The 24,334-nt window shown below is 43.7% G+C and carries 20 protein-coding genes; all 20 read left to right on the forward strand.

Translation table 11 applies throughout. The annotated features are described in order from the left end of the window. Nucleotides 1–2 precede the first annotated feature (2 nt). The 20 genes from ala (at nt 3) to WC676_03755 (ending at nt 24,321) form a co-directional block, all read left to right on the forward strand. Entirely contained in the window at nt 3–992 is a 990-nt protein-coding gene (gene ala / locus WC676_03660; protein ID MFA5059702.1) for an alanine dehydrogenase, read from the forward strand. After that, entirely contained in the window at nt 992–2,161 is a 1,170-nt protein-coding gene (locus WC676_03665; GenBank protein MFA5059703.1) for a DUF819 family protein, read from the forward strand. Before ala ends, WC676_03665 begins: the two co-directional genes overlap by 1 nt. A 225-nt stretch (nt 2,162–2,386) precedes the next feature. Beyond that, nucleotides 2,387–2,764: a response regulator gene (locus tag WC676_03670; GenBank protein ID MFA5059704.1), complete on the forward strand. Its 378-nt coding sequence runs from the start codon at nt 2,387–2,389 to the stop codon at nt 2,762–2,764. A gap of 1 nt (nt 2,765) precedes the next feature. After that, on the forward strand, nt 2,766–3,344 hold the full coding sequence (locus WC676_03675) for a response regulator (protein MFA5059705.1): 579 nt from the start codon (nt 2,766–2,768) through the stop codon (nt 3,342–3,344). A gap of 96 nt (nt 3,345–3,440) precedes the next feature. After that, nucleotides 3,441–8,024: a PAS domain S-box protein gene (locus tag WC676_03680; protein MFA5059706.1), complete on the forward strand. Its 4,584-nt coding sequence runs from the start codon at nt 3,441–3,443 to the stop codon at nt 8,022–8,024. A 99-nt stretch (nt 8,025–8,123) separates the two neighbouring features. Further along, a complete protein-coding gene (locus WC676_03685; GenBank protein MFA5059707.1) occupies nt 8,124–8,483 on the forward strand; it encodes a response regulator in 360 nt (119 codons plus the stop codon). Between the two features lie 52 nt (nt 8,484–8,535). Continuing rightward, a complete protein-coding gene (ychF, locus tag WC676_03690; protein ID MFA5059708.1) occupies nt 8,536–9,609 on the forward strand; it encodes a redox-regulated ATPase YchF in 1,074 nt (357 codons plus the stop codon). A gap of 29 nt (nt 9,610–9,638) precedes the next feature. Continuing rightward, entirely contained in the window at nt 9,639–10,022 is a 384-nt protein-coding gene (locus tag WC676_03695; GenBank protein ID MFA5059709.1) for a RidA family protein, read from the forward strand. 27 nt (nt 10,023–10,049) lie between these two features. Further along, nucleotides 10,050–11,873: a hypothetical protein gene (locus tag WC676_03700; protein MFA5059710.1), complete on the forward strand. Its 1,824-nt coding sequence runs from the start codon at nt 10,050–10,052 to the stop codon at nt 11,871–11,873. Nucleotides 11,874–11,939: 66 nt separating this feature from the next. After that, entirely contained in the window at nt 11,940–12,866 is a 927-nt protein-coding gene (locus WC676_03705) for a glycosyltransferase family 2 protein (GenBank protein ID MFA5059711.1), read from the forward strand. Nucleotide 12,867: 1 nt separating this feature from the next. After that, nucleotides 12,868–13,929: an NAD(P)-binding domain-containing protein gene (locus WC676_03710; protein ID MFA5059712.1), complete on the forward strand. Its 1,062-nt coding sequence runs from the start codon at nt 12,868–12,870 to the stop codon at nt 13,927–13,929. Nucleotides 13,930–13,961: 32 nt separating this feature from the next. Further along, entirely contained in the window at nt 13,962–14,171 is a 210-nt protein-coding gene (locus tag WC676_03715) for a hypothetical protein (GenBank protein MFA5059713.1), read from the forward strand. A gap of 192 nt (nt 14,172–14,363) precedes the next feature. Continuing rightward, nucleotides 14,364–15,908 carry a PAS domain S-box protein gene (locus tag WC676_03720; protein ID MFA5059714.1) on the forward strand — a complete coding sequence of 515 codons (1,545 nt, stop codon included), beginning with the start codon at nt 14,364–14,366 and terminating at the stop codon, nt 15,906–15,908. Nucleotides 15,909–15,910: 2 nt separating this feature from the next. After that, the gene (locus WC676_03725) at nt 15,911–16,558 is read left to right on the forward strand and encodes a response regulator transcription factor (GenBank protein ID MFA5059715.1); all 648 of its coding nucleotides are present in this window, start codon (nt 15,911–15,913) and stop codon (nt 16,556–16,558) included. A 133-nt stretch (nt 16,559–16,691) separates the two neighbouring features. After that, the gene (locus WC676_03730; protein MFA5059716.1) at nt 16,692–17,063 is read left to right on the forward strand and encodes a response regulator transcription factor; all 372 of its coding nucleotides are present in this window, start codon (nt 16,692–16,694) and stop codon (nt 17,061–17,063) included. Between the two features lie 27 nt (nt 17,064–17,090). After that, nucleotides 17,091–17,489, forward strand: a complete 399-nt coding sequence (locus WC676_03735) for a response regulator transcription factor (GenBank protein MFA5059717.1) — start codon at nt 17,091–17,093, stop codon at nt 17,487–17,489. Nucleotides 17,490–17,546: 57 nt separating this feature from the next. Further along, nucleotides 17,547–21,122 carry a pyruvate:ferredoxin (flavodoxin) oxidoreductase gene (gene nifJ, locus WC676_03740; protein MFA5059718.1) on the forward strand — a complete coding sequence of 1,192 codons (3,576 nt, stop codon included), beginning with the start codon at nt 17,547–17,549 and terminating at the stop codon, nt 21,120–21,122. 20 nt (nt 21,123–21,142) lie between these two features. After that, complete coding sequence (locus tag WC676_03745; protein MFA5059719.1) at nt 21,143–22,132, forward strand: dihydroorotate dehydrogenase-like protein; 990 nt, start codon at nt 21,143–21,145, stop codon at nt 22,130–22,132. Nucleotides 22,133–22,177: 45 nt separating this feature from the next. Then, nucleotides 22,178–22,687, forward strand: a complete 510-nt coding sequence (locus WC676_03750) for an NAD(P)H-dependent oxidoreductase subunit E (protein ID MFA5059720.1) — start codon at nt 22,178–22,180, stop codon at nt 22,685–22,687. Beyond that, nucleotides 22,684–24,321 (forward strand): NuoF family protein, encoded by a 1,638-nt coding sequence (locus WC676_03755; GenBank protein MFA5059721.1) that lies wholly within the window; start codon nt 22,684–22,686, stop codon nt 24,319–24,321. Before WC676_03750 ends, WC676_03755 begins: the two co-directional genes overlap by 4 nt. Nucleotides 24,322–24,334: the final 13 nt, after the last annotated feature.

Here is a 24,334-nt window from a genome sequence, read left to right on the forward strand (position 1 = left end):
TTATGAAAATGGGAGCAACGCTTATTTTAACGCGTCAAGAGATAGCGCGCTTGATCAATATGAAAAAGGCGATTCGCGTTGTTGAAGAAGCTTTTTATCAATATGGATTGGATCGTGTGCAGATGCCGGCAAAGATCTATTTGGACTTAAAAAAATTCCAAGGTGATTTCCGCGCTATGCCGGCGTATATTGAAAAATTCAAACTCTGCACGCTTAAATGGGTAAATGCCCATCCAAGAAACAAGAAGTTTGGATTTCCGTCGGTCATGGCCGTTATTATTTTAAGCGATCCTAAAAATGGTTTTCCTTTAAGTATTTTGGATGGAACATTATTAACCAGTTTTCGCACCGGAGCGGGAGCGGCGGTCGCGGCAAAATATTTAGCTAGGAAGAATTCTTCCGTTGTGGGATTGGTTGGGTGCGGGGTTCAAGCGCATACCCAGCTTTTGGGCCTGCGGGAGGTTTTAAAGATAAAGGAAGTGAAAGTTTTTGATCAACAAACGGTTTTGGCTAGAAAATTTATTTCGCAGATGCAAGTGAAACAAGAAAAGATGTCGGTAGCGCGAGATATTAAAAGTTGTGTTGAAGGATGTGATGTTATTGTGACGACGACTCCCTCGCGAAAACCGATCGTTCAATGGGGATGGATCAAAAAAGGGGCGCATATCAATGCCGTGGGTGCTGATGCTAAGGGCAAGCAAGAACTTGACCCGATGATCCTTAAAAGATCCAAAGTTGTAGTTGATGATTGGGCTCAAGCGTCGCATAGCGGAGAGATCAATGTTCCCGTCAGTAAAGGTTTTATAACGAAGAAAAATATCTACGCGACCTTAGGAGAAATTGTTGCCGGGCGGAAAAAAGGGCGGGCTTCTTCTAATGAAGTCACTGTTTTTGACTCTACGGGTTTAGCCATCCAAGATGTTGCGGTAGCTCAAGTGGCCTATCAGGCGGCGGTTCGGCAAAAAATCGGTACCAAGATTAGAATCATTTGATGACCCAAAATCATTTTTTTATTGTTTGCGTTCTTCTGGCCATTGAGATCTTTATTCTTGTTATTTCTTCGCATAGAAATTTTAAACGTTACTTTCAGCTCCTTCCTTCCGTCTTCTGGATCTATTTTCTGCCGATGCTGGCTTCTACTCTTGGTGTTATTGACGGGAAAAACCCTCTTTACGCGAAATTAACGACGTATCTTTTGCCGCCCAGCCTTTTTATTTTACTCATGACAGTGGATGTGCGGGCGATTTTGCGTTTAGGCAAAATCGCCCTGATCATGTTCTTCGCGGGAAGCCTAGGGATCGTCTTGGGAGCGCCGTTGGTATTTTCTCTTTTTAAAAAATGGATCGGAGCGGATTTCTGGTCCGGATTTGGCGCGCTTTCCGGTTCTTGGAGCGGGGGAAGTGCCAATATGATCGCTGTTAAAGAATCTTTGAATGTACCCGACCCTATTTTTCTTCCGATGGTGGTTGTGGATACGGTTGTTCCATATTTTTGGATGGGTATTCTGGTAGCCTTGTCAGGTCTTCAGATTTATTTTGACCGGTGGAACCGCTCGGATAGAGCGGTATTGGATGAATTAGGGCAAAGGGTTGCAACCATATTTATCCAAGAAAAGAAAATAAGATTTGGCGCGACAATCCTTATTCTGGCTTTAGCGGCCTTTGCCGGATACCTTGCGCAATTTCTCGCAGAATTCCTTCCTGTTATTGAAGACATGATCTCAACTTATGCGTGGACGATCATTCTCGTGTCTTTTTTAGGGATCTCGCTTTCCTTTACTCCGGCAAGAAATTTAGAGCGATTTCATTCGACAAAAATAGGGTATTTTCTTTTGTATTTTGTTCTTACCTCTATCGGCGCGAGGGCAGATCTAAGCAATATCCCATCTTCAGCTATTTTGATCTTAGCGGGATTTCTTATTGTTTTTATCCATTTTATTTTTCTCCTCACTGTGGCAAAAATGATCAAAGCTCCGTTTTTCTTGGTGGCGACTGCCAGTCAGGCTAATATCGGCGGGGTAGCCTCGGCTCCTATCGTTGCTGAAATATACCAGTCGGGCCTTGCTTCGGTGGGATTGCTTCTGGCTATCCTTGGGAATATTGTCGGCACTTACTTTGGAATTATTGCCGGACAACTTTGCAGGGCCTTTTCGTCCGGGTAGCTCGCAGTATTTCTTTGCTGGTCATTAATTTCTTGACAAATAGGAAAAATATTCCATAATTAGAACTAAGAGAAAAAGTGGAACAATAGGAATTATGGAGGTTTTTATGCTTCCGATCCATGCTGCTACTGAAGTGCCTTATTCCCGCAGTTACCTTGCCGTTATAGTGATCCCATTGATATTCTCAAATAATCTCCGATGCTTTTCTAAGAAAGGATGTTTTTAATGAAAAAGAAAAAAATCCTCATTATTGATGATGACGACGGAATGCGTAGCGCTATTCGGAGGTTTCTGGCCGCAGAAGGAAAATACGAAATTGACGAAGTGTCAGACGGGTCTATGGTCGAAGAAAAGATCAAGCAATTTTCTCCGCAGCTTCTTCTTTTGGATATCCGCATGCCGGAAAAAGACGGCTATGAGGTTTGTTTAAGTATCCGCAGAAATGCCAGTTTAAACAATATTAAGATCATCGCGATGTCCGGATTAGCCGGCAATATCGGGGATGCGATCATTCGAGCTTTGGGGGCCGACTGTTTTTTTGAGAAACCGTTTGATAATGAAAAACTAAAAGCTAAGATCGCGGAGCTTCTGGGGGACGAATAACATGGATGACAGGCCTTTGACAACAGGAGAAATAGCTCAGTATTGCCATGTGACACATCGGGCTGTTTTAAAATGGGTTGTGTCCGGAAAATTAAAAGCTTATCGTACTCCCGGAAAGCATAGCAGGGTAGCATTGCAAGACTTTTTGGTTTTCCTCAGGAAATACAGCATGCCTGTCCCGCAAGAAATCGCGCAACAACTGTCTACATTCCGAGAAAAAAAGAAAAAGATCCTCATTGTTGATGATGATAAGGAAATGAGCAATTCTATCAAAAGAGCATTTTATAACGATGACAGCTATGAGATCGAAGTGGCCTATGACGGGTTTAGTGCCGGCCAGAAATATTCAGAATATAATCCTGACTTGATCATTTTAGATATAAAAATGCCCGGACTAGACGGGTATGAAGTTTGTTCGCGCATTCGAAAAACCAATAAGGATGTTAAGATCCTGTCTATCTCCGGATTTGCCGATCTGGATGGCATAGAAAAGATGATAAAACTCGGAGCTAATGATTATTTGGCTAAGCCTTTTACCAATCGTTTTTTAAAAACAAAGATCCAGAAATTGTTGGAGTGAACCGGTCAAACGCGATGATCCGCATTTATTCATTATCAAACTACAATACCACTAAACCATGAGGATCGCATGATGGAAAGCTTCTTTAAAGGAGAAATGGATTATATTTACTTTATTTATGGACTAGGATTCCTTGTTCTGGCATCTATCTCTTTTATTTTGCAGCGAAAAAATTCTCCTCAGATTTCTTGGTTTTGGTTAGGAATGTTTGGGATCGTTCATGGAGCAGCCGAATGGTTTGTTCTAGCCAGTTTTTATACCAGCAATGTTCAGACCCTTGAGCTGATATCGAGGATCTTATCCATTGCTTCATTTGCCATATTAGTGAAATTTGGATTTGAGAATACTGCGCCATTGTCGGGACGCAGGGGCAATATCCTGATAGGGATCTTATTATTATGTGTTGTCTTCGCCGGACAAATGTTGGCAGGATCGTTGGGGGCGGACATATTATCACGATATTTCCTAGGATTTCCGGGGGGAGTCTTTGCCGCTATTGTTATTTTTATTAAGGCCAAAGAGCAAAAGAAGTACGGATGGCATTGGCTTTCCTTGGCAGGCTTGTTTTTCGGGCTGTATGCTTTTACGCAGATCATGGTTCCTCGGGCAGATTTTTTCCCCGCGTCATCGTTGAATTCTCAAATATTTATGGAAACCTTGGGATTTCCGGTCCAGTTAGCGCGTGCCGCGTTGACTTTCCTTATCGCTATGTTCGCGTGGGCTTTTTGGTGGATCAGCACAGAAATTGAACATCAACGCAATCATAAAGTTTCGTTCCGTTATCTTGTTTTTCTTTCCCTTTTTGTTCTGACGATCATCGTCTTTGGATGGATATTTACCGCGTTGATCGGCCAGCAGGGAAAGAATTCAATGCGCGAAGAGATGCTCAATCGAGCAAAGATCGCCGCCGCGGCTTTAAATCCTAGCGAGATTGCCGTGCTGGAGGGAAACGATCAGGACATCAATAAGGCGGAATTTCAGCATATTCGGACCCGGCTGATGGCTATGCGTTTTGCCAGCGGAGAGTTTAGATTTATTTACTTGATGGGATATCGTAATGGTGAAGTGTTCTTTCTTGCGGACTCTGAACCGTCTCAATCGGAAGATTATTCGCCTCCCGGCCAGGTCTATACGGAAGCAACACCAGAAATGATCCAGTCTTTTTCAACCGGAAGATCATTTGTGGAAGGCCCTTGGACCGACCGCTGGGGGACATGGGTTTCGGCGTTTGCTCCGATCAGGAGCTCAGCCAATGATCAAGTTGTTGCTCTTTTAGGCATTGATCTGGATTCAGGAGACTGGGAGAGCATTATTTTTAAAAGCCGGCTTATTGGTGTTTTGTTTACTCTTATTTTGTGCTTGGTCGTTATCGGATTTTCTATTTTCTCGATCTTTATGCGGGAATCTTCGATAAAGATCGCGGCGTCGGAAGACCGGTTCCGGACTATTTTTGAGAAAGCACCGGAGGGAGTCTTTATTTTTAATGCGGACGATCAGCGTATCTTGGAGGCGAATCCGTTTGTTTCCGATGCTTTGGGCCATCATCGCAGCGAGTTGCTTAACATGACCTTTGACCAGCTTTTTCCCGGGCTTAAATTGGGAAAAGATTATAAAAGCGACTTTGGAGAAGATGGCCCGGGATTAATTTTCACGGAAGAATGCCAATTCCAGAAGAAAGATTTTTCACTTGTGGATTTTGAACTAACGGGGATCGGATTGAAATTTCACGATAAAAATAGCATCTTGGTTTTTATGCGTGATGTTTCTCAGCGAAAGCATGTCGAAGAAATACTAAAACGAAATGAGGAATATTATCGTTCTCTTATAGAAAATGCTCTGGATATCATTACGATCGTTGATGAAGCGGGAATTATCCGCTATATAAGCGCTTCTGCTTTTGATGCCCTTGGTTATTATCCGGAAGACTTGATCGGGAAAAACGCTTTTGATTTTATCTATTACGATGATATCCCTAAAATGCAACTTCACTTGATCCAGATCCTTAAAGATCCGCAGGCGCTTCGCTTGGATACGTTTCGTTTTCGCCATCGGGACGGGTCATGGCGCATCTTGGAATCTAAAGGGCAAAACCGTCTTACGGACCCTGATGTAAAAGGCATTGTCCTTAATTCCCGAGATGTTACAGCACGCAGGAAAACAGAAGATCGGATCGACAAGTTGAATAATTGCCTTGTTGAGTTAGGAACCAACTCGGATGAAAATATCAATAAACTTGTCGCGCTTTGCGGAGAGCTTTTAGGTGCAAGTTGTGCGCTTTACAACTCTCTTCAGGAAGGGCTTCTATGCTCTGTGGGAAGATGGCAGACGCCGGAAGATTTCAATCCAAAAGATAAGCCCGAGGGCCACATCTGTTTTGATGTTATCAAAAAGTCATCCGAAGAAGTCATTGTTATTCAAGATCTGCCCAATACACCCTATGCCCAAAGTGATCCCAATGTTAAGAAATATGGGCTCAAGACATATATCGGAAAAGCTATTAAATGTTCTGATGTTTATACCGGCTCTTTGTGCCTTGTTTACCAAAAAGACTTTGTGCCTGCCGATGAGGACAAGAAGCTTTTTGGTATTATTGCCTCAGCAATAAGCCTGGAAGAAGAGCGGCGTTTTTCAAGAAAGAAGATTCAAGAACAGGTTTTCTTTCTCCAAAGGCTGATCGACGCGTTTCCCAATCCTGTATTTTATAAAGATACTAATTTTCGCTATACCGGGTTTAACCAAGCATTTCAAGATTTTCTTGGGCTCCCCAAAGAGCAGGTCATAGGAAAAACAGTCCGCGATGTTGTTGCGCCGGCAGATGCCGAAAAACATAATCAAAAAGACACAGATCTTTTGAATAGCAAAAGTGATACCATCCAGATCTACGAAATGGATATGAAAAGTTCAGATGGAAATGCCCACCGTGTTGTTGTTTACAAGGCATTATTCTTTAGCGCGGACGGCTCTTTAGGAGGTATTGTCGGAACGATCGTTGATATCACCGAACGTAAAAGAATTGAAGAAAAGATATCAGAGATCCAGCGCCAACAGGAAGCCTTGCTTAATAATATTCCTGATATCGCCTGGCTTAAAGATAAAGAAAGCCGGATCGTTAATGCCAATGAGGCTTTTTGCAAGTCTTGCGGCCTTAACCCAAAAGATGTCATTGGAAAAAATGACTTTGAACTTTGGCCGAAAGACTTAGCGGAAAAATACCGGGCGGATGACATTGAAGTTATGAACAGCCGGGTGCGGAAAGTCATGGAAGAGCCCATTGAACATAAGTCCGGAAAAAGAGAATGGATCGAAACGATCAAGACACCCGTTTTTAGCCCTCAGGGTGAAATATTGGGAAGCGTTGGTATCGGACGGGATATCACTCAACGTAAGAAAGCGGAAGAAGAGATCCGGAAGTTATTGCGTGCTATTGAGCAAAGCCCCAGTTCGGTTGTTATCACGAACACTTCCGGAAACATTGAATACGTTAATCCGAAATTCTCTGAAGCGACCGGGTATAGTTTTTCGGAGGCCATAGGGAAAAATCCTAGAATTCTAAAATCAGGAGAAACTTCTTCGGATGAATACAAAGGGCTATGGGAAGCGATCACCAGCGGTCAAGAATGGCGAGGGATATTCCATAACAAAAGAAAGAACGGAGAATTATTCTGGGAGTCGGCTTCTATTTCTCCGGTCCGCAACATTGATGGTGTCATCACGCATTTTGTCGCGATCAAAGAAGATATTACGGAACAAAAAAAGATGAGCGATGAGCTTCTCCTAAGAAATCAGGAACTTATCAAAAGAGAAGAAGAGCTTAGCAAAGCATTGGGTGATCTCAAAATGGCACACGGAGAATTGAAAAATACCCAAAACCAGCTTCTTCAGGCCGAAAAGTTAGCCGCCATCGGGCAATTAGCGGCGGGCGTTGCGCATGAGATCAATAATCCGCTAGGATTTATCAGTAGCAACCTCGAGACCTTAGAGCAGTATATTGACAGCTATCTAGAGATCTTGCGCGCGACGGAAGAGCTAAAAATGTCGGTCGGGGAAAAGGACTTAAAAGAGGCGAATGCTATTCGCCAGAAAATTACTCAACTGGAGAAAGATAAGAATTTTGATTTTATCGTTTCTGACGTGGCTAATTTGATCAAAGAATCAAAAGGCGGCATTGACCGTATTAAAAGGATCGTTAAAGATTTAAGAACATTCGCTCGTGATGATAAAGATGTGATGAGTCTATCCAGCGTGGAAGAAGTTTTAGACGGGGTTATCAATATTGTCTGGAACGAGATCAAATACAAGGCAGATCTGCATAAAGAATATGGACAGGCTCCGGCGGTGCAATGCAATGCGCAAAGGCTGGGCCAGGTTTTCATGAATATTCTGGTGAACGCCGTTCAGGCGATCAGAGAAAAAGGAACGATCAACATCAAAACGTTCTTTGACCAGAAAAATGTTTATGTGGAAATTGAAGACAGCGGAAGCGGCATTGCCAAAGAAGATATTCTTAAGATATTTGATCCGTTCTTTACTACAAAACCTGTTGGAAAAGGGACCGGGCTGGGTTTAAGCATTAGTTATGATATTATCAAAAAACACGGCGGAGAAATAAAGGTTGAGTCAGAGCCCGGGAAGGGGTCAAAATTTACGGTCGTTTTGCCCCGAGGGGCTTCGAAAGCATAGATTTATTTCCTTGTTTTTGTTAGGGTTGCTGCTTGACAGGGTTTTTATACCCCTTATAATGGAGAAGTTAAAATCATCATTTATGGCAAGGGGTAGCCCATGAAAAAACACATTTTAGTTGTAGACGACGATCCAACAAGCAATGCCTTGGTGAGCCTTTTATTGAAGGCCAATGAGTTTGATGTTTCCGTCGCAACGGACGGAGAAGAAGGCTTGGAAAAGGCCGGTTCAAACAAACCGGATCTGATCGTTTTGGATGTTATGATGCCCAAAATGGACGGCTATACGTTTTTAAGGAAGCTCAAACAGATCAACGCCCTTGCTATCCCGCCTGTTATTATGTTGACTTCCAAAGACAAAATGGAAGAAACATTTAAACTGGAAGGCGTTGCCGCGTATTTTGTTAAACCTTTGGAAACGGATAAATTTTTAACGAAAGTCATCGAATGTTTAAAGTAGATCTTTCCTGTCGCCGCATTCTTTCAACCAACTTAATTCATCGAAGGTAAAAATGGAAATTGGAATTGTCGGGCTTCCCAATGTGGGCAAGTCCACGCTTTTTAACGCATTGACCGGAGCCGGCGCGGCGGCGGCGAATTTTCCGTTTACGACGATCGAACCTAATATTGGCATTGTTCCTTTGCCGGATGAGAGGCTTAATCGTTTGGCAGAAAAATTCAACAGCCAAAAGATAACACCATCGGGAATTCGTTTTGTGGATATTGCCGGTTTGGTCAAGGGCGCAAGCCAAGGAGAAGGGCTGGGAAATCAATTTTTAGGCAATATCCGCGCGGTGGATGCCGTGGCTCATGTGGTGCGTTGTTTCCAGGATGATAATGTCATCAGCGTTTTAGAACGCCTGGATCCTTCCAATGCGATCGATATCATTGATACTGAACTTTTACTATCTGACATGCAGCAAGCTCAGAAAGCTGCGGAAAAATTCCGCGGGCCGGCTCAATCAGGTGATAAAAAAGCTAAAGAAAAGATTTCTTTACTGGAAAGTGCCTTAGAGGCTTTTAACCAAGGAAAGCCGGCCCGTCATTTAAATTTGCCGGAAGAATTCTTGAACGAGTTTCAGTTCTTAACGGCTAAGCCGATCCTTTTTATCGCTAATACCGGCGAGGATAAAGTTCCTCAGGAATTATTATTGCCAATTGAGGAGCGCGCCAAAAAAGAAAAGGCTGAAGTGGTCGCATTGTGCGCCAAGATGGAAGCAGAAATTTTGCAATTACCCGAAGAAGAGCGCCGGGCTTATTATGACGCCGCCGGGATCACCTCGCCGGGATTAGCGCGCTTGGCCCAAACCGGTCGTCATTTACTTAAATTAGTTTGTTTCTTTACGGCTGGGCCCAAAGAAGCGCGGGCATGGCTTGTTCCGCAAGGGACACGGGCTGTTAAGGCTGCCGGAAAGATCCATACGGATATTGAGCGTGGTTTTATCCGTGCCGAAATTTATCAATATGATGATCTCATGAATTTGGGAAGCTACAAAGCTGTTCAGGAAAAAGGATTAGTCCGCCTAGAAGGTAAAGATTACGAGATCAAAGAAGGCGATGTTGTTTATTTCAGGTTTTCTGTTTGAGCTTATTAAAATCAAGGAGAGTGCAGAAAATGGAAAAGAAAGTCGTCAAAGCCTGTAAAGCTCCGCAACCTATCGGGCCTTATCATCAAGCCGTGTCAACGGGAAGTTTGGTTTATACATCCGGACAAATTGCCATTGATCCTAAAACTGGTGAACTGTGCCAAGGGGCCGTGGCTGATCAGGCGCGCCTTGTGCTGAATAATCTTAAAGGTATTTTGGAAGATGCCGGCTCGTCGTTAGAAAAGGTTATTAAAACGACGGTGTTTTTAAAGAATATGGGTGATTTTGCCGAGATGAATAAAGTTTATGCAGAATTTTTCAAAGCCGAGCAAGCTCCGGCGCGTTCTACCGTTGAGGTGGCTAGGCTGCCGAAGGATGTTTTGGTCGAAATTGAAGCAGTGGCGATCATTTAGAATAGCAGATCTTAACAGCACGATACAATGGACGGACAAAAAAATAAAATAATCCTCTTCTCCTTGTCAGCATTCTTATTTGCTTTATGTTTTTTCTTCCAGTTTCTTACTCCGCAAGTTGTTTCTTGGCTTTATAGTCACCACCATATTGAACTTCTCAATCACATTACACGCACTCAAGACGTGCAAACGCTTGCCTTTTACATTGGCCAATCAGAACATTTTTTATCGGGGCCTTTATCTTGTCTTTTTGGCGCGTGGTTTTTGATCGTTTTCTTTTTGTCTAATCCCAAAAGAATGACTCCTCAATTCTTTGGCATTAGTATTTTTTTATTCCTGCTGATAACAAAATTTCCAATTCTTTTTTATCCGCCTTATGGCGGGGACGCGATCACCGGACCCTTTGCGGAAGCAACGTGGTTGGCGCGCCACAACTTTGATTACCAGGGGCTTTTGCAGCAACCAAGCTATATGGGCGGCGGAGCAAAAGTTTACGCGGTCAGCATCTATCCTTCCTTTCTGGCTTTGCAAATGAAACTTATTGCCGACGCGCGATGGTTCCTTTTTGTCAATCATCTGATCGTTTTTATTTTAGCCGCTCTTATTTTACGGCTTTTGTATTGTGTATTTTTAAAGTTATTCCGACAAGAGATCGCTGTTCTTTTATCTCTTGCCATATTTTCTCTTTCCTTATTCCAAAGCCAAACGGAAATGATCAATATGGAAATTCCGTGTTTATTTCTTACGGTCCTTTCGGCTTATTATTTGGTTCAAGAAAAAATAAAATTAGCAAGCCTTGCCGCTATCGCTGCGGTTGTCGTCAAAGGTTTTGGAGTGGTGGCCTGCGGCGCTGTTGGGATCATAACGGTCGTTTTGTTTTTATTTTCTCCTCGATATAAATTTAAGTGGCCTGTGCTTTTATGGGGGTTATCGGCATTGTTAAGCGGTATTATCATTGTCCTTGCTTCAAAATGGATCATTGGCAGTGGCATGGTCGGCGCTATTAAGATCTTTTCGTTTAGCCTTTGGGATGATGTGATGTTTCGCCTTTTTATGGGCATATTTCTCTTAAGCATCCTTAATATCCTCAGAATTTATTTATATGAAAAGAAACATAAAAGCCTCGGGAGCGTTTTATTCTCGCAGGAGAATTATTTAGCGGGGATCTTCTTCGTTTATGCCGGAATGTGGTATGCGGTTTTTATGAATTTTACATCGGTGATCCCGCGGTATTTTTTGCTTTTGGCCCCGTTTCTTTTTGCCTGTATATTTTACGGATTTTTTATTGTCATAAGATCTTCAAAAGCGCAAAGTATTATTTTGGTGATGCTGATCAGTATTTTATCATTTTCGGCTTATGGATTATTGGAAGAGGAAGATGCCAGCGATTATTTGTATATTGAGTTAGAACGCAGCTTGGAATATCGTAATGTGTTAAAGCGTGATATCCTTTTGGCGCGGGAGATCGAAAATAATTTCTCTTCCTATGCGGTTGGAGCTCCTCCGATTATGGGGCAGATCTTGGGTGTCCCAGAATTGGGATATGTTCAAAAGAAACTAGATGTTATGGTTTATGGAATATCAAAATATTACGATGGCATAAGAGAGTTTAACGGTTTAAAGGGCTTAAATCTTGCTCAGACAGTTTGGATAGGGCAAGAAGATGGTTTTTCGAGAAGCATCGCGGATGTTTTTCCTTTTCCGGTCGATCCCAACGACCAAGTTTTAAAGACCATCGAATATGGCGATAAAAGCGCCGTTATTTTTATGGGCGGCATTGCCATCGAAAAGGCGCGCCGGGCTCTTTTTGCGACCGGAAAGCATAAAAACTTAAGTCGAAATTCCAAATAACGATTACTGCCCCTGCTCGAAAGGGTATGGTATAATGAACTTCCATTTATCGAGAGATTTTTTCCTATGAATAAAACATCCATTTCGATCGTTGTCCCCGTTTATAATTCAGAGTTGTCGCTAAGGGATCTTTGCCAGCGGTTAACGGCCGTTTTGCCTGCTGTTTCCAGCCAATTTGAGATCATCTTGGTCGATGACGCAAGCCGTGACCGGTCTTGGGAAGTTATTAAAGAGCTCGCGGGGAAAGATAAGCGTATTAAAGGCTTAAAGCTGGTTAGGAATTTTGGCCAGCATAACGCGCTTTTGTGCGGTTTACGTAAAGCCAAGCATGAAATTATCGTTACCTTAGACGACGATTTACAAAATCCTCCTGAAGAAATACCTAAAATGATCGCGAAACTTGAAGAAGGATTTGATGTTGTCTATGGTTTTCCGCAAAAACAACAGCACGGTTTTTGGCGGGATGCGGCATCTCAATTGACAAAAATGGTTTTACAGAATTCCATGGGTGTTGCCACGGCAAGGAACATCAGCTCATTTCGGGCATTTCGCTCTTATCTTCGTTGCGCCTTTGAAGACTATAGCGATGCTTTTGTTTTTATTGATGTTCTGTTAACATGGGGAACATCCAAATTTACCAGTATAGCCGTACGCCATGATCCGCGCTTTAAGGGAGAATCTAATTATACTCTACGCAAATTGTTGATCCACGCGGCTAATTTGATCACAGGGTTCTCGACGTTGCCGTTAAGGTTGGCAAGTGTTATTGGATTTATCATGATGCTTTTTGGGGTAGGCGTCTTTATTTATGTTTTGGTGCGCTGGGCAATTGAGGGAAGCCGGGTGCCGGGTTTCCCGTTTCTGGCCAGCATTATTGCCATATTTTCCGGGGCGCAATTGTTTTCTCTCGGGATCATCGGCGAATATCTTTCCCGGATCCATTTCCGCAGCATGAAAAAGCCTGCCTACGTTATTAGAGAAACCTTAGAATAAAATGAAATATCTCGAAACAACACATAAATTAATCAAAACGGTTTCTGCGATCGCGAGAAGATCAAAGCGCTTGACCGGTTTTTGTATCGGCAATACAGCCAAGATGCATGACAAAAACCTTTATTTTACGCCTATCAGGGAAACATCATTGATGGTGACGGCCGGTGTTATTGTCTATCGCCCTAAAGAAGCCGCGCAAATCACGCGCGCTATTGATGGAAAAGTAGATTATATTCTGGTGGACGCTGAAAAAAGAATTCCCGGCGTGACAACGACGAAAAACGATTGGGCCGACCTTGAGCAAACGGTTCGAGCGGTGATCCGTAAATCAAAATTGTGGATCTATAAAAGCAATGATCTGTCAACCGAGGCGGTGGACGGGCTATTGATACAATTAACGATGAATTCCAAATATGGCATCGCGGGCAAGAAAATAGCGGTCATTGGGGCAGGTAATTTAGGATTTAAATTAGCTTTTAAATTGATGGAACGAGGTGCTTGCGTGACCATCACTCGTCGAAATAAAGTGGCCCTTAAAACGATCACGCAGGCGCTTAATTTGATCAAATCGGAATATACGAAGTCGTCTTTAAACGCAACGACGGATAATTTACAGGCTGTTCAAGGGGCGGAAATTTTGATCGGGACGACACCCGGAATAGCCGCAATAACCCCAGAAATGGTTGAATCTTTGGCGCCGGGTGCTATTATTATTGACGCGGGAAAAGGGACATTAAGCCTCCAAGCTATTGCCAGAGCGCAACAACGAGGATTTGAAATTTATCGCTTAGATATTAGCGCCGCTTTTGAAGGATTGATTCATCGGCTTTGGGCGACGGAAAATGTCATCGAGAAGAAATTAGGGCGCCGCAAGTTTTGCGGGGAAATAATTGTTTCCGGCGGATTATTGGGGCGGAAAAATGAAATCATTGTCGATGATATTCGCCACCCCGGAGTTGTTTATGGAATTGCTGATGGACAAGGAGATTTCATTCGAGATTTGTCTTCTTCACAATGCTTAAGATTAAAAAAGATTTCGCAAGAAATTATCCGGTTAAAATAACATATCAAAAACCTAAGTGAAAGGAGGAAAAAATGAGCGAGGAAAAGAAAGATAATCAGCAGTCTGGTTCAGATTGCTGTTCTAGTTCCAGCTGTGGCTGTTGCTGCGGCAAAAAATTGTTAGTTGGATTTGTTATTGGGGTCCTTTTAACAATAGCAGCTTTTGGGGCTTTTTCCGCAGGACAATGCATGACAATGAAGGGAAAAGTTTGCCCAATGACTCCAGCATCAATGCAAAAGTAGTTAGTTGAAGTTGAAAGATAAACAGCGGCCCGCCATTGGTTCAATGGCGGGCCGCTCCTTTTTCTCAAAAGTACTTACATATGAAAAGAAATAGTAGATTTTTGAGCGTTCTCTTGGTATAAAGTAAAAAACGAAACATATCTCGCGTACTCTTACCTAGAGATATCAAACCCAGCGAAGTAACATTGCTACATGAAAAAACATAAAGAATCTATCCGAAGTCCTTCTAAACAAAAGAAATCTCCTAAAGATATATCCCGCACTAATAAGGACCAAAAGCAAGCTAACCATCGTCATGACAAAGCTTTACGCTATGCCCAGAGGCGTTTTCGCGAATTAAGCTGTCTTTACGGCATTGAAGAGATCCGCAATAAAGAGAATTTGACGATCCAGGAAACACTTGTCGCCGTTGTTGACCTTATTCCCGCCAGTTGGCAGTATCCGGACATTGCCTGTAGCCGCATTGCGGCCGGCGACATGGTCGTAAAAACGAAAAATTTTCGCTTAAGCCCTTGGTGTCAACAGTCTCCTATTTTTGTTCGAGAGCAAAAAGTCGGCGTTGTTGAAGTCTATTACCTGAGAGAAAAACCGATCAAAGACGAAGGCCCGTTCTCTAAAGAAGAACGAAGATTGATCAATACCATCGCGCAGCGTTTGGGGCTATTTCTCCAGCATCGGTTGATGAGTGATGCTTTAAAAGCATCTTTGAAAGAATTAGCCGATATTAAATTTTCTTTGGATGTTTCTTCTATCGTGGCGATCACCGACCAGAAAGGCAAGATCACCTACGCCAATGATAAGTTTTGTGAGATCTCTAAATATTCCCGGGAAGAACTTTTAGGACAAGATCACCGTATCATCAATTCCGGTTATCATTCCAAGGAATTCTTTGTTGATATGTGGCGCACGATCGCTTCGGGGAAAGTATGGAAAGGCGAAATACGCAATAAGGCCAAAGACGGCACGCTGTATTGGGTGGATACAACAATCGTTCCTTTTTTGGATAAAAAAGGAAAGTCTTACCAATATGTTGTTATCCGTAATGAAATTACAAAACGGAAACAAATGGAAGAAGCTCTTAAGGAATTTCCGCAAAAGGTTATCCAGGCGCAAGAATCCGAACGTAACAAGATCTCTCGCGAGATCCATGATGATCTTGGCCAATCACTGGCTATTTTAAAAATGATGATCCAATCAACATTCGATAATTTAGGACCAAAGCAAACGGATCCCCAGGGTTCTTACGACAAGATCATTAATTCAATTAATACCATTATCGAGAAAACCAGAAACTTAGCGTCAGGATTAAGGCCCACCGTTTTAGAGATTCTAGGACTTTCGGCGGCTGTTTCTTCCTTAACAGAAGATTTCAAATACCGCAAGAATCTTGAGATCAGATTTCGCCATGATCGGTTAGATCATTTTACATTTGAAGGAGAAGTGATCAATTTGTATCGGGTTGTCCAAGAAGCGCTTACCAATATCGTTACCCATGCCAAGGCAACCTTGGTTGATATTGATATGCGCGAGAAACAAGGGCGCCTTTTTGTGGTGATCAAAGATAACGGGCGCGGGTTTGATTTCGAGAAGTATCATTCTCAAGATCTTCGCCAGGGAATAGGGCTATCGACCATGCAGGAGCGTATCAAGCTTTTAGGCGGAGTTTTGAAAATCGAATCGCAAGCTGGCAGAGGAACTGTTATCGCGTTTGATGTTCCCGTAAAAGCACAGGCATAAGCATGTCTAAATCTTACCGTATTATTTTAGCCGATGACCATGCGATCTTTCGCGCTGGATTAAAAAGTCTAATAGATAAAGAGGCTATCCTTAAAATTGTGGGCGAGGCAAAAGACGGCAAAGACCTTCTTGCTAAGCTAAGGTCTATTAAATGTGATCTTGTCGTCCTTGATCTGTCCATGCCTCAGATGAGCGGCATGGAGGCTTTGCAAAGAATTCGTCAGGAGTTTCCCAGAGTCAAGATCCTAGTCCTCACCATGCAAAATGACAGCGATCATTTTAAGGCAGCCATGACTAGCGGTGCCGGCGGATATCTCTTAAAAGAAGATGCTTATGAACAGTTGGTTTTAGCCATAAAGTTGATCATGAAAAATAAGCAATACGTTTCTCCGTCACTATCGATGCTTTTAACCGAGCGGTATTTGCGCGCCTTAGACGAGCCCAGAACACCTTCTTTGGAAATTCTTACTAAGAGGGAACGGCAAGTCTTAGAATTGATCGCTAAAGAATTTCCGAACAAAAACATTGCCCAGAAATTAAAGATCAGCCTGCGGACTGTTGAGACCCACCGCGCTAATTTAACCCGGAAGCTTAACATCAAATCAACAGCCGGGCTTGTCAAATACGCCGTCTCTAAAGGGATCGAGTAGTCTCCTTTTTCTTCTTTTCCCGTTCTAATCTCCCCATTTCTACGTAGTACTACGCAGAAAGCTACGTACATCATCTGATTTACCGGTTTTCCCCGTAGGATACAATATACCTAGCTATATTCAGAGGAAAACTATGCCGAAAAAAATACTTCTTGTCGAAGATTATGATGAGTTCCGCGAGATGGTCAAAGTCCATCTTGTCAAACACAATAGCCAATGGGAGATCTTTGAAGCTTCTTCCGGCGAATTGGGAGTCATCAAGGCCTTAAGAGAGCATCCCGATGTTGTCTTGATGGATATCCGGCTTCCCAATATCAACGGCATCGATGCCGCCAATCAGATCAAGAAATATCTCCCTCAGGTAAAAATAATCATTCTCACGATGTTTGAAACAGATGCTTTTAAAGAAATGTTCAAAAGCGAAGATATTACGGCTTATATCGGCAAAAGCGAAATTTATGAAAAGCTTATTCCGGAGATCGAGAAGCATTTAGCTGAAGCATAAAGAGTCGCGGGATTTTTAGGAGGATGTATGGAAAAACATAAAGAAAAAACAAAAAACGCCGGGATCAAAGTGCTCTTGGTGGACGACCACGAAGAGTTTCGTCTCACGGTGAAGAAATTCCTAAAAGAAAAAGGGGCGGACCTTCATGTCAGCGAGGCGGCGACGGGAGAAGACGGTGTTGAACAGGCTTTACGTATCAAACCCGATATCGTGATCGCGGATATCGGCCTGCCTGATATAAGTGGCATTGATGCGGCGCGCCAGATCAAAAAGGCTTTGCCAAAGTGCAAGGTGATTATGCTCACTATGTTTGAATCGGCGGCATTTAGGAATATTTATGATTTTCATGATATGGACGGATATATCGGCAAAAATGAGTTGTATGAAAAATTAATGCCTTCCATTAAGAACGCTTTAGAGAATTAGCCCTTATTTTTTAAAAACAGTTTTTCCAAAACAAATTATTAACTAGAAAGGTCAGCAATGAACAGAAAACAGGTTACCATCGACGGCAATGAAGCGGCGGCTTATGTCGCTTATCATTTAAGTGAAGTCATCGCGATCTATCCGATCACGCCATCGTCAGCGATGGGAGAATGGGCTGATGAGTGGGCGTCATTATCGGGAAAAAATATATGGGGAACAATTCCGTTAGTTCAAGAGATGCAAAGCGAAGCCGGCGCCGCCGGGGCAGTTCACGGGGCTTTGCAAACGGGCGCGCTCACGACAACGTTCACCGCTTCTCAAGGGCTTTTGTTGATGATCCCCAATATGTATAAGATCGCCGGAGAATTAACGCCGGCCGTTTTTCATATCGCCGCCCGTTCTTTGGCCGCGCAAGGGCTATCGATCTTTGGTGATCATTCGGATGTGATGGCGGTACGTCAAACCGGTTTCGCGCTTTTAGCGTCTAATTCTGTCCAAGAAGTTATGGACACCGCTTTGATCGCGCACGCGGCGACATTGCAAACACGTATTCCGTTCTTACATTTTTTCGATGGATTTAGGACGTCTCATGAAGTTTCCAAAATAGAACAACTCACCACAGACGATCTCAAAGCGATGATCAATGAAGATCTAATTATGGATCATCGCTCCAGGGCATTGTCACCGGATCATCCTGTTTTGCGCGGAACAGCCCAAAATCCGGATGTCTATTTCCAAGCCAGAGAAACCGTTAATCCTTTTTATGATGCCTGTCCGGATGCCGTTCAAAAGGCCATGGATAAATTTGCCAAACTCACAGGGCGCTCTTACAAATTATTTGAATACTACGGAGCTCCCGACGCTGAACGAATGATCATTATCATGGGATCCGGAGCGGAAGCTGTTCATGAAACAGTAGATTTCTTAAATAAAAAAGGCGAGAAGATCGGAGTTTTAAAGGTTCGGCTTTATCGTCCTTTTTCTATCAAACATTTTGTGGAAGCAATCCCTAAAACGGTTAAAACGATCGCTGTTCTCGACCGCACCAAAGAACCCGGCAGTGCCGGAGAGCCTTTGTATTTGGACATTGTGAACGCTTTTGTTGAGGGCGGCGAGGGAGCCGGATTTAAAAAAATGCCCAAGATCATCGGCGGGCGTTATGGATTATCGTCCAAAGAATTTACTTCGGCCATGGTCAAAGGTGTTTTTGATGAGTTATCTAAACCAAATCCCAAAAATCATTTCACCATCGGCATTCTAGACGATGTGACGCATACGAGCTTAGACTATGATGCCAGTTTTACGACGGAAGCTTCTGATGTTATTCGTGCTCTTTTTTACGGGCTTGGCGCCGACGGAACTGTGAGCGCGAACAAAAATTCCATCAAGATCATCGGGGAAGACACTCCTAATTATGCGCAAGGATATTTTGTTTATGATTCTAAGAAATCCGGATCGGTGACGGTTTCCCACTTACGTTTTGGCCCGCGGGCGATCCGTTCCACCTATTTGGTTAATCGCGCTAATTTTGTCGGCTGTCATCAGTTCGTATTCTTAGAGAAATATGATGTTTTGAAAGATATCGTCGAAAAAGGGACATTCCTTTTGAATAGTTCTTTTGGGGTTGATGAAGTTTGGAATCATCTGCCGCGTTCGGTTCAACAGCAGATGATCGATAAAAAGATAAAATTTTATGTTATCGATGCTTACAAAGTCGCCCGAGAAGCGGGAATGGGCGGAAGGATCAACACCATTATGCAAACCTGTTTCTTTGCCATTTCCGGTGTTCTTCCAAAAGATGAAGCAATCGCCGCTATCAAGCATTCCATTGAAAAGACTTATGGGAAAAAAGGCGAAGAAATGGTCCAAATGAATTTTAAAGCGGTAGACCATTCTTTGGCGCATCTTCACGAAGTGAAAATTCCGGGAAAAATATCAAGCACCATTGAGATGCGTCCGGCTGTTCCGGCTGCAGCTCCTGGATTTGTGCAAAAAGTAACCTCGATGATCATCGCGTCCCGCGGTGATGAATTACCGGTCAGTTGCATGCCCAATGACGGAACTTATCCGACGGCAACAGCTCAATGGGAAAAACGTAATATCGCGCAGGAAATTCCCGTTTGGGATGAATCCATTTGTATTCAATGCGGCAAATGCGTGGTGGTTTGTCCTCACGCGGTTATTCGCGCTAAAGTTTTTGATACTAAAGATCTTGTCGGTGCGCCAGCTAGTTTTAAATCGACAGATGCGAAAGACCGTGAATGGCAAGGATTGAAATTTTCTCTCCAAGTCTCTCCGGAAGATTGCACCGGCTGCGCCATTTGCGTAGATGTTTGCCCGGTAAAAAATAAAACAGAAACGAAGCTTAAAGCGATCAATATGCGGCCTCAACCGCCTTTGCGGGAAGCGGAATCTAAGAATTGGGAACATTTCCTGAAGATCCCGGAAATAGACCGTAATTTAGTGAAGCGTAATTCTATTCGGCAATCCCAGGTTTTCCAGCCGCTTTTTGAGTTTTCCGGCGCTTGCAGCGGTTGCGGAGAAACACCTTATCTAAAATTGATCAGCCAGTTATTCGGCGACCGGATGGTGGTTGCGAATGCGACGGGATGTTCTTCCATTTATGGAGGAAATCTCCCCACCACACCGTGGGCAAAAAATAATGAAGGCCGCGGCCCAGCATGGTCTAACTCTTTATTTGAAGACAATGCCGAGTTTGGTTTAGGATTCAGGCTTTCTATCAACAAGCAGAAAGAATTCGCCCGGGAATTAGTTCAAAGAATGGAATCACAAATCGGCGGTGAACTAGCCAAATCTATCTTAGACGCTGAACAAAAAGACGAACCGGGGATCTTTGAACAGCGTCAGCGCGTGGAGATCTTAAAAAAGAAGATCCAAACGCTTAAAACCTCGGAAGCCAAGATGCTTTTAAGCGTCGCGGATATGCTGGTCAAAAAAAGTGTTTGGATCATCGGTGGCGACGGCTGGGCTTATGATATCGGTTTTGGCGGATTGGACCATGTCATGGCGTCCGGATACAATGTGAATATTCTTGTCCTGGACACAGAAGTTTATTCTAATACCGGCGGGCAGATGTCGAAATCTACGTCGAGAGCGGCGGTCGCCAAGTTTGCCGCCGGTGGAAAAAGTACGCCGAAAAAAGATTTAGCCCGCATTGCTATGACTTATGGAAATGTTTATGTGGCTTCCATCGCCATGGGCGCAAAGGATGAGCAGACACTGCGTGCGCTTTTAGAAGCGGAAAGTTATGACGGCCCATCTTTGGTCATTGCCTACAGCCATTGCATCGCGCACGGCATTGACATGACGACAGGGATGCAAAATCAAAAAGCGGCTGTTGCGAGCGGCTATTGGCCGATATTCCGTTACAATCCTTTGCTTAAAAAAGAAGGAAAAAATCCTTTCCAGCTGGATTGCGCGGAACCAAAATTATCATTTAAAGATTATGCGTATACGGAAAATCGTTTTAAAATGCTGACAAAGAGCAAGCCCGAAGAAGCTAAGGTTCTTCTTGGGCTCGCGCAACAAGATATTCTTGAGCGCTGGAAAATTTACGCGGCGATGGCGGCGGCTCCGGCGGCACAAAATCCCGAACCCATTCAGAAAACTTAAAAAAGAAAGAGGACGAACATATGGACCTGTCAACCAGCTACATGGGGTTAAAACTTAAAAATCCTTTGGTCGCTTCGGCATCGCCTTTATCCGATAGTGTTGAGAGCATTAAACGCCTGGAAGATAGTGGTATTGCGGCTGTTGTTAATCATTCTCTTTTTGAAGAACAGCTTTCTCGCGAGGCGAAAGAACTCGACCATCATTTAACGCACGGAACGCAAAGCTATGCTGAATCTCTTACTTATTTTCCGGAGATGGCCGATTTTTCTTTAGGTCCGGAAGAATATTTGAAACACATCAGCCAGGCCAAGAAAGCTGTTAAAATTCCCATCATCGGAAGCTTGAACGGCTATACTGACGGCGGCTGGGTCAAATACGCGAAAAATATTCAAGAGGCCGGAGCCGATGCGCTTGAATTGAATATTTATTTTATTCCGACGGACGCGGATCTTTCCGGCGTGGATGTGGAAAAACGCTACATTGATATTTTACGGGCTGTTAAATCCAATGTTTCTATCCCGGTGGCGGTTAAGCTTAGCCCATATTTTAGTTCTATGGCCAATATGGCGAAAAGGCTTGATGAGGCCGGAGCCGATGCCCTTGTTTTATTTAATCGTTTTTATCAGCCCGATATTGACCTAGAAACTCTGACGGTTGTTCCTAACGTTTTATTAAGCACGCCTCAGGCGATGCGGCTTCCGCTGCGCTGGATAGCCATTCTTTACGGCCGTCTTAAAGCAGATTTAGCGGCAACGAGCGGTATCCATCATCCGGAAGATGTCATCAAGATGCTGATGGCAGGAGCAGATGTCGCCATGGTTTGTTCTGTCCTTTTGCGTAACGGTGTTGATTATACGAAAGATATTTTAAAAGGCATTGAATGGTGGATGAAGGAGCACGAATATGAATCGGTCAAGCAAATGAAGGGAAGTATGAGCCAGAAATCCTGCGAAAATCCGCAGGCCTTTGAGCGGGCCAATTATATGAAGGCTTTAAAAACGTTTAGATAAAATTATTTCTGAACAATGCCGCACCTTAAGAGGAGTTATTGATCCATGATGAAAAAGAACATAAAAAATTACGATCTACCAAAAGATGATCCGCGCACAAAAATGATCTTAGCGGCCATCAAAAAAGAAAGCGGCAAGCCGGACTCACTTATTCAGATCTTGCATACGGCGCAAAACCTATACGGGTATTTACCGATGAATGTCATCGGGTTCATTACCCAGCAATTAGGAGTTCCGCCGAGCCGTGTTTTTGGGGTCGTAACGTTTTATCATTTTTTCTCATTAAAGCCCAAAGGTGAACACACGTGCTTGGTTTGTACCGGAACTGCGTGTTACGTCAAAGGTGCGCAAACCATCCTGGAAGAAATTGAGAAGAAGTATTCTTTGAAACCGGGCGAGGTAACGCCCGACAATCATCTGGGCCTTCAGACAGCGCGCTGTATCGGGGCTTGCGGTTTAGCACCGGCCGTTGTCATTGACGATAATATTGTAGCCAAGGTTAAGCCGGAAGAGGTTGGCGGTATTATTCATTCAAGGATCGGAGACAAGAAATGAATTTAGAAGAACTTAATAATATTGCGGATAGTGTTAAAAAGAAAAATGACGGATTAAAAAAGAAAGTTTGTGTTTGTTGCGGCGCGGGCTGTATTTCCTCGGGAAGCGAGGCGGTTTTAAAGAATTTACAGGAAGCCGTCAAATCAAAGAATTTAAGCAATGAAATCAGCGTTGTTCCGTCGGGATGCATGGGGCCGTGCAATCAAGGGCCTTTGGTCAAAGTGGTTCCCGATCAGACGATCTATCAGAGGATCACCGAAGAAGATGCCGGAATTATTTTTGATAAACATGTTCTGCAAAATCAACCTGTCAAAGAAAAGATCCTTTTTTCGGATGTGCGCCAGCAAGCTTTTGTGAATACCAATGACGACCCGTTCTTTAAAAAGCAGCACAAGATCGTTTTAGAAAATTGCGGCAATATCAACCCGGAAGTCATCGAAGATTATATTGCTGTGGACGGCTATAAAGCTATTGAGAAAGCTTTGCACTTATCACCGGAGGCCGTGATCGTCGAAATAAAATCAAGCCGTTTGCGCGGCCGCGGCGGCGCCGGTTTTCCGACGGGATTAAAGTGGGAAACGGTGCATAAATACGTGGCGGATGAAAAATATGTCATTTGCAACGGTGATGAAGGCGATCCGGGCGCTTTTATGGATCGAAGTGTTTTAGAAAGTGATCCGCATCGTGTTTTGGAAGGGATGATCATTGCCGGATTTGCTATCGGGGCGCAGAGGGGATTTGCCTATATTCGAGGAGAATACCCTTTGGCCATCAAGCGTTTTGATCAAGCCATCAAGCAAGCCCGCAAGTTAGGGCTTTTGGGCAAGAACATTTTGGGGACGGAATTTAATTTTGATGTGGAAATTCGTATTGGCGCGGGGGCTTTTGTTTGCGGCGAAGAAACAGCTCTTATTGCCTCTATCGAAGGAAAACGCGGAACTCCGCGTCCACGCCCGCCGTATCCGGCGGAAGCGGGGCTTTGGGGAAAACCGACGCTCATCAATAATGTGGAAACATTCGCCAATATCGCGCCGATCATTTTACGCGGCGGAGCCTGGTATGGCGCTATCGGAACGCCGAAAAGCGCGGGAACAAAAGTGTTTGCCTTAGCGGGAAAAATTAATTTTTCCGGGCTGATCGAAGTTCCCATGGGGACAAGTTTGCGTGAAATTATCTTTGATATCGGCGGAGGCATTCCCGGCGGAAAAAAATTTAAAGCGGCGCAAACCGGCGGCCCGTCGGGCGGATGTATTCCGGAACAGCATTTGGATACAAAAGTGGATTATGAATCCTTGGTGAGCTTAGGCTCTATTATGGGCTCCGGTGGTCTTATTATTATGGATGAAACATCCAATATGGTGGATGTAGCGCGCTATTTTATGGAATTTTGTATGGACGAGTCTTGCGGAAAGTGTGTTCCGTGCCGCGCGGGAACAAAACAAATGCATGAGCTTTTATTGAAATTTTGCGCCAAAAAGGCAACTGATGCCGATATGGCGCTTTTAGAAGAATTAGCGACGTATGTGAAAGAAGCCAGCCTTTGTGGCTTAGGCGCTTCCGCGCCCAATCCTCTGCTTAGCACATTGCGGTATTTCAAGGACGAATACGCGGCGCAGATCAACAAAAGCTTATAAATCTATCGGAATT

This window comes from Candidatus Omnitrophota bacterium, from assembly GCA_041649175.1.
Taxonomy (GTDB): Bacteria; Omnitrophota; Gorgyraeia; order Zapsychrales; family JBAZNR01; genus JBAZNR01.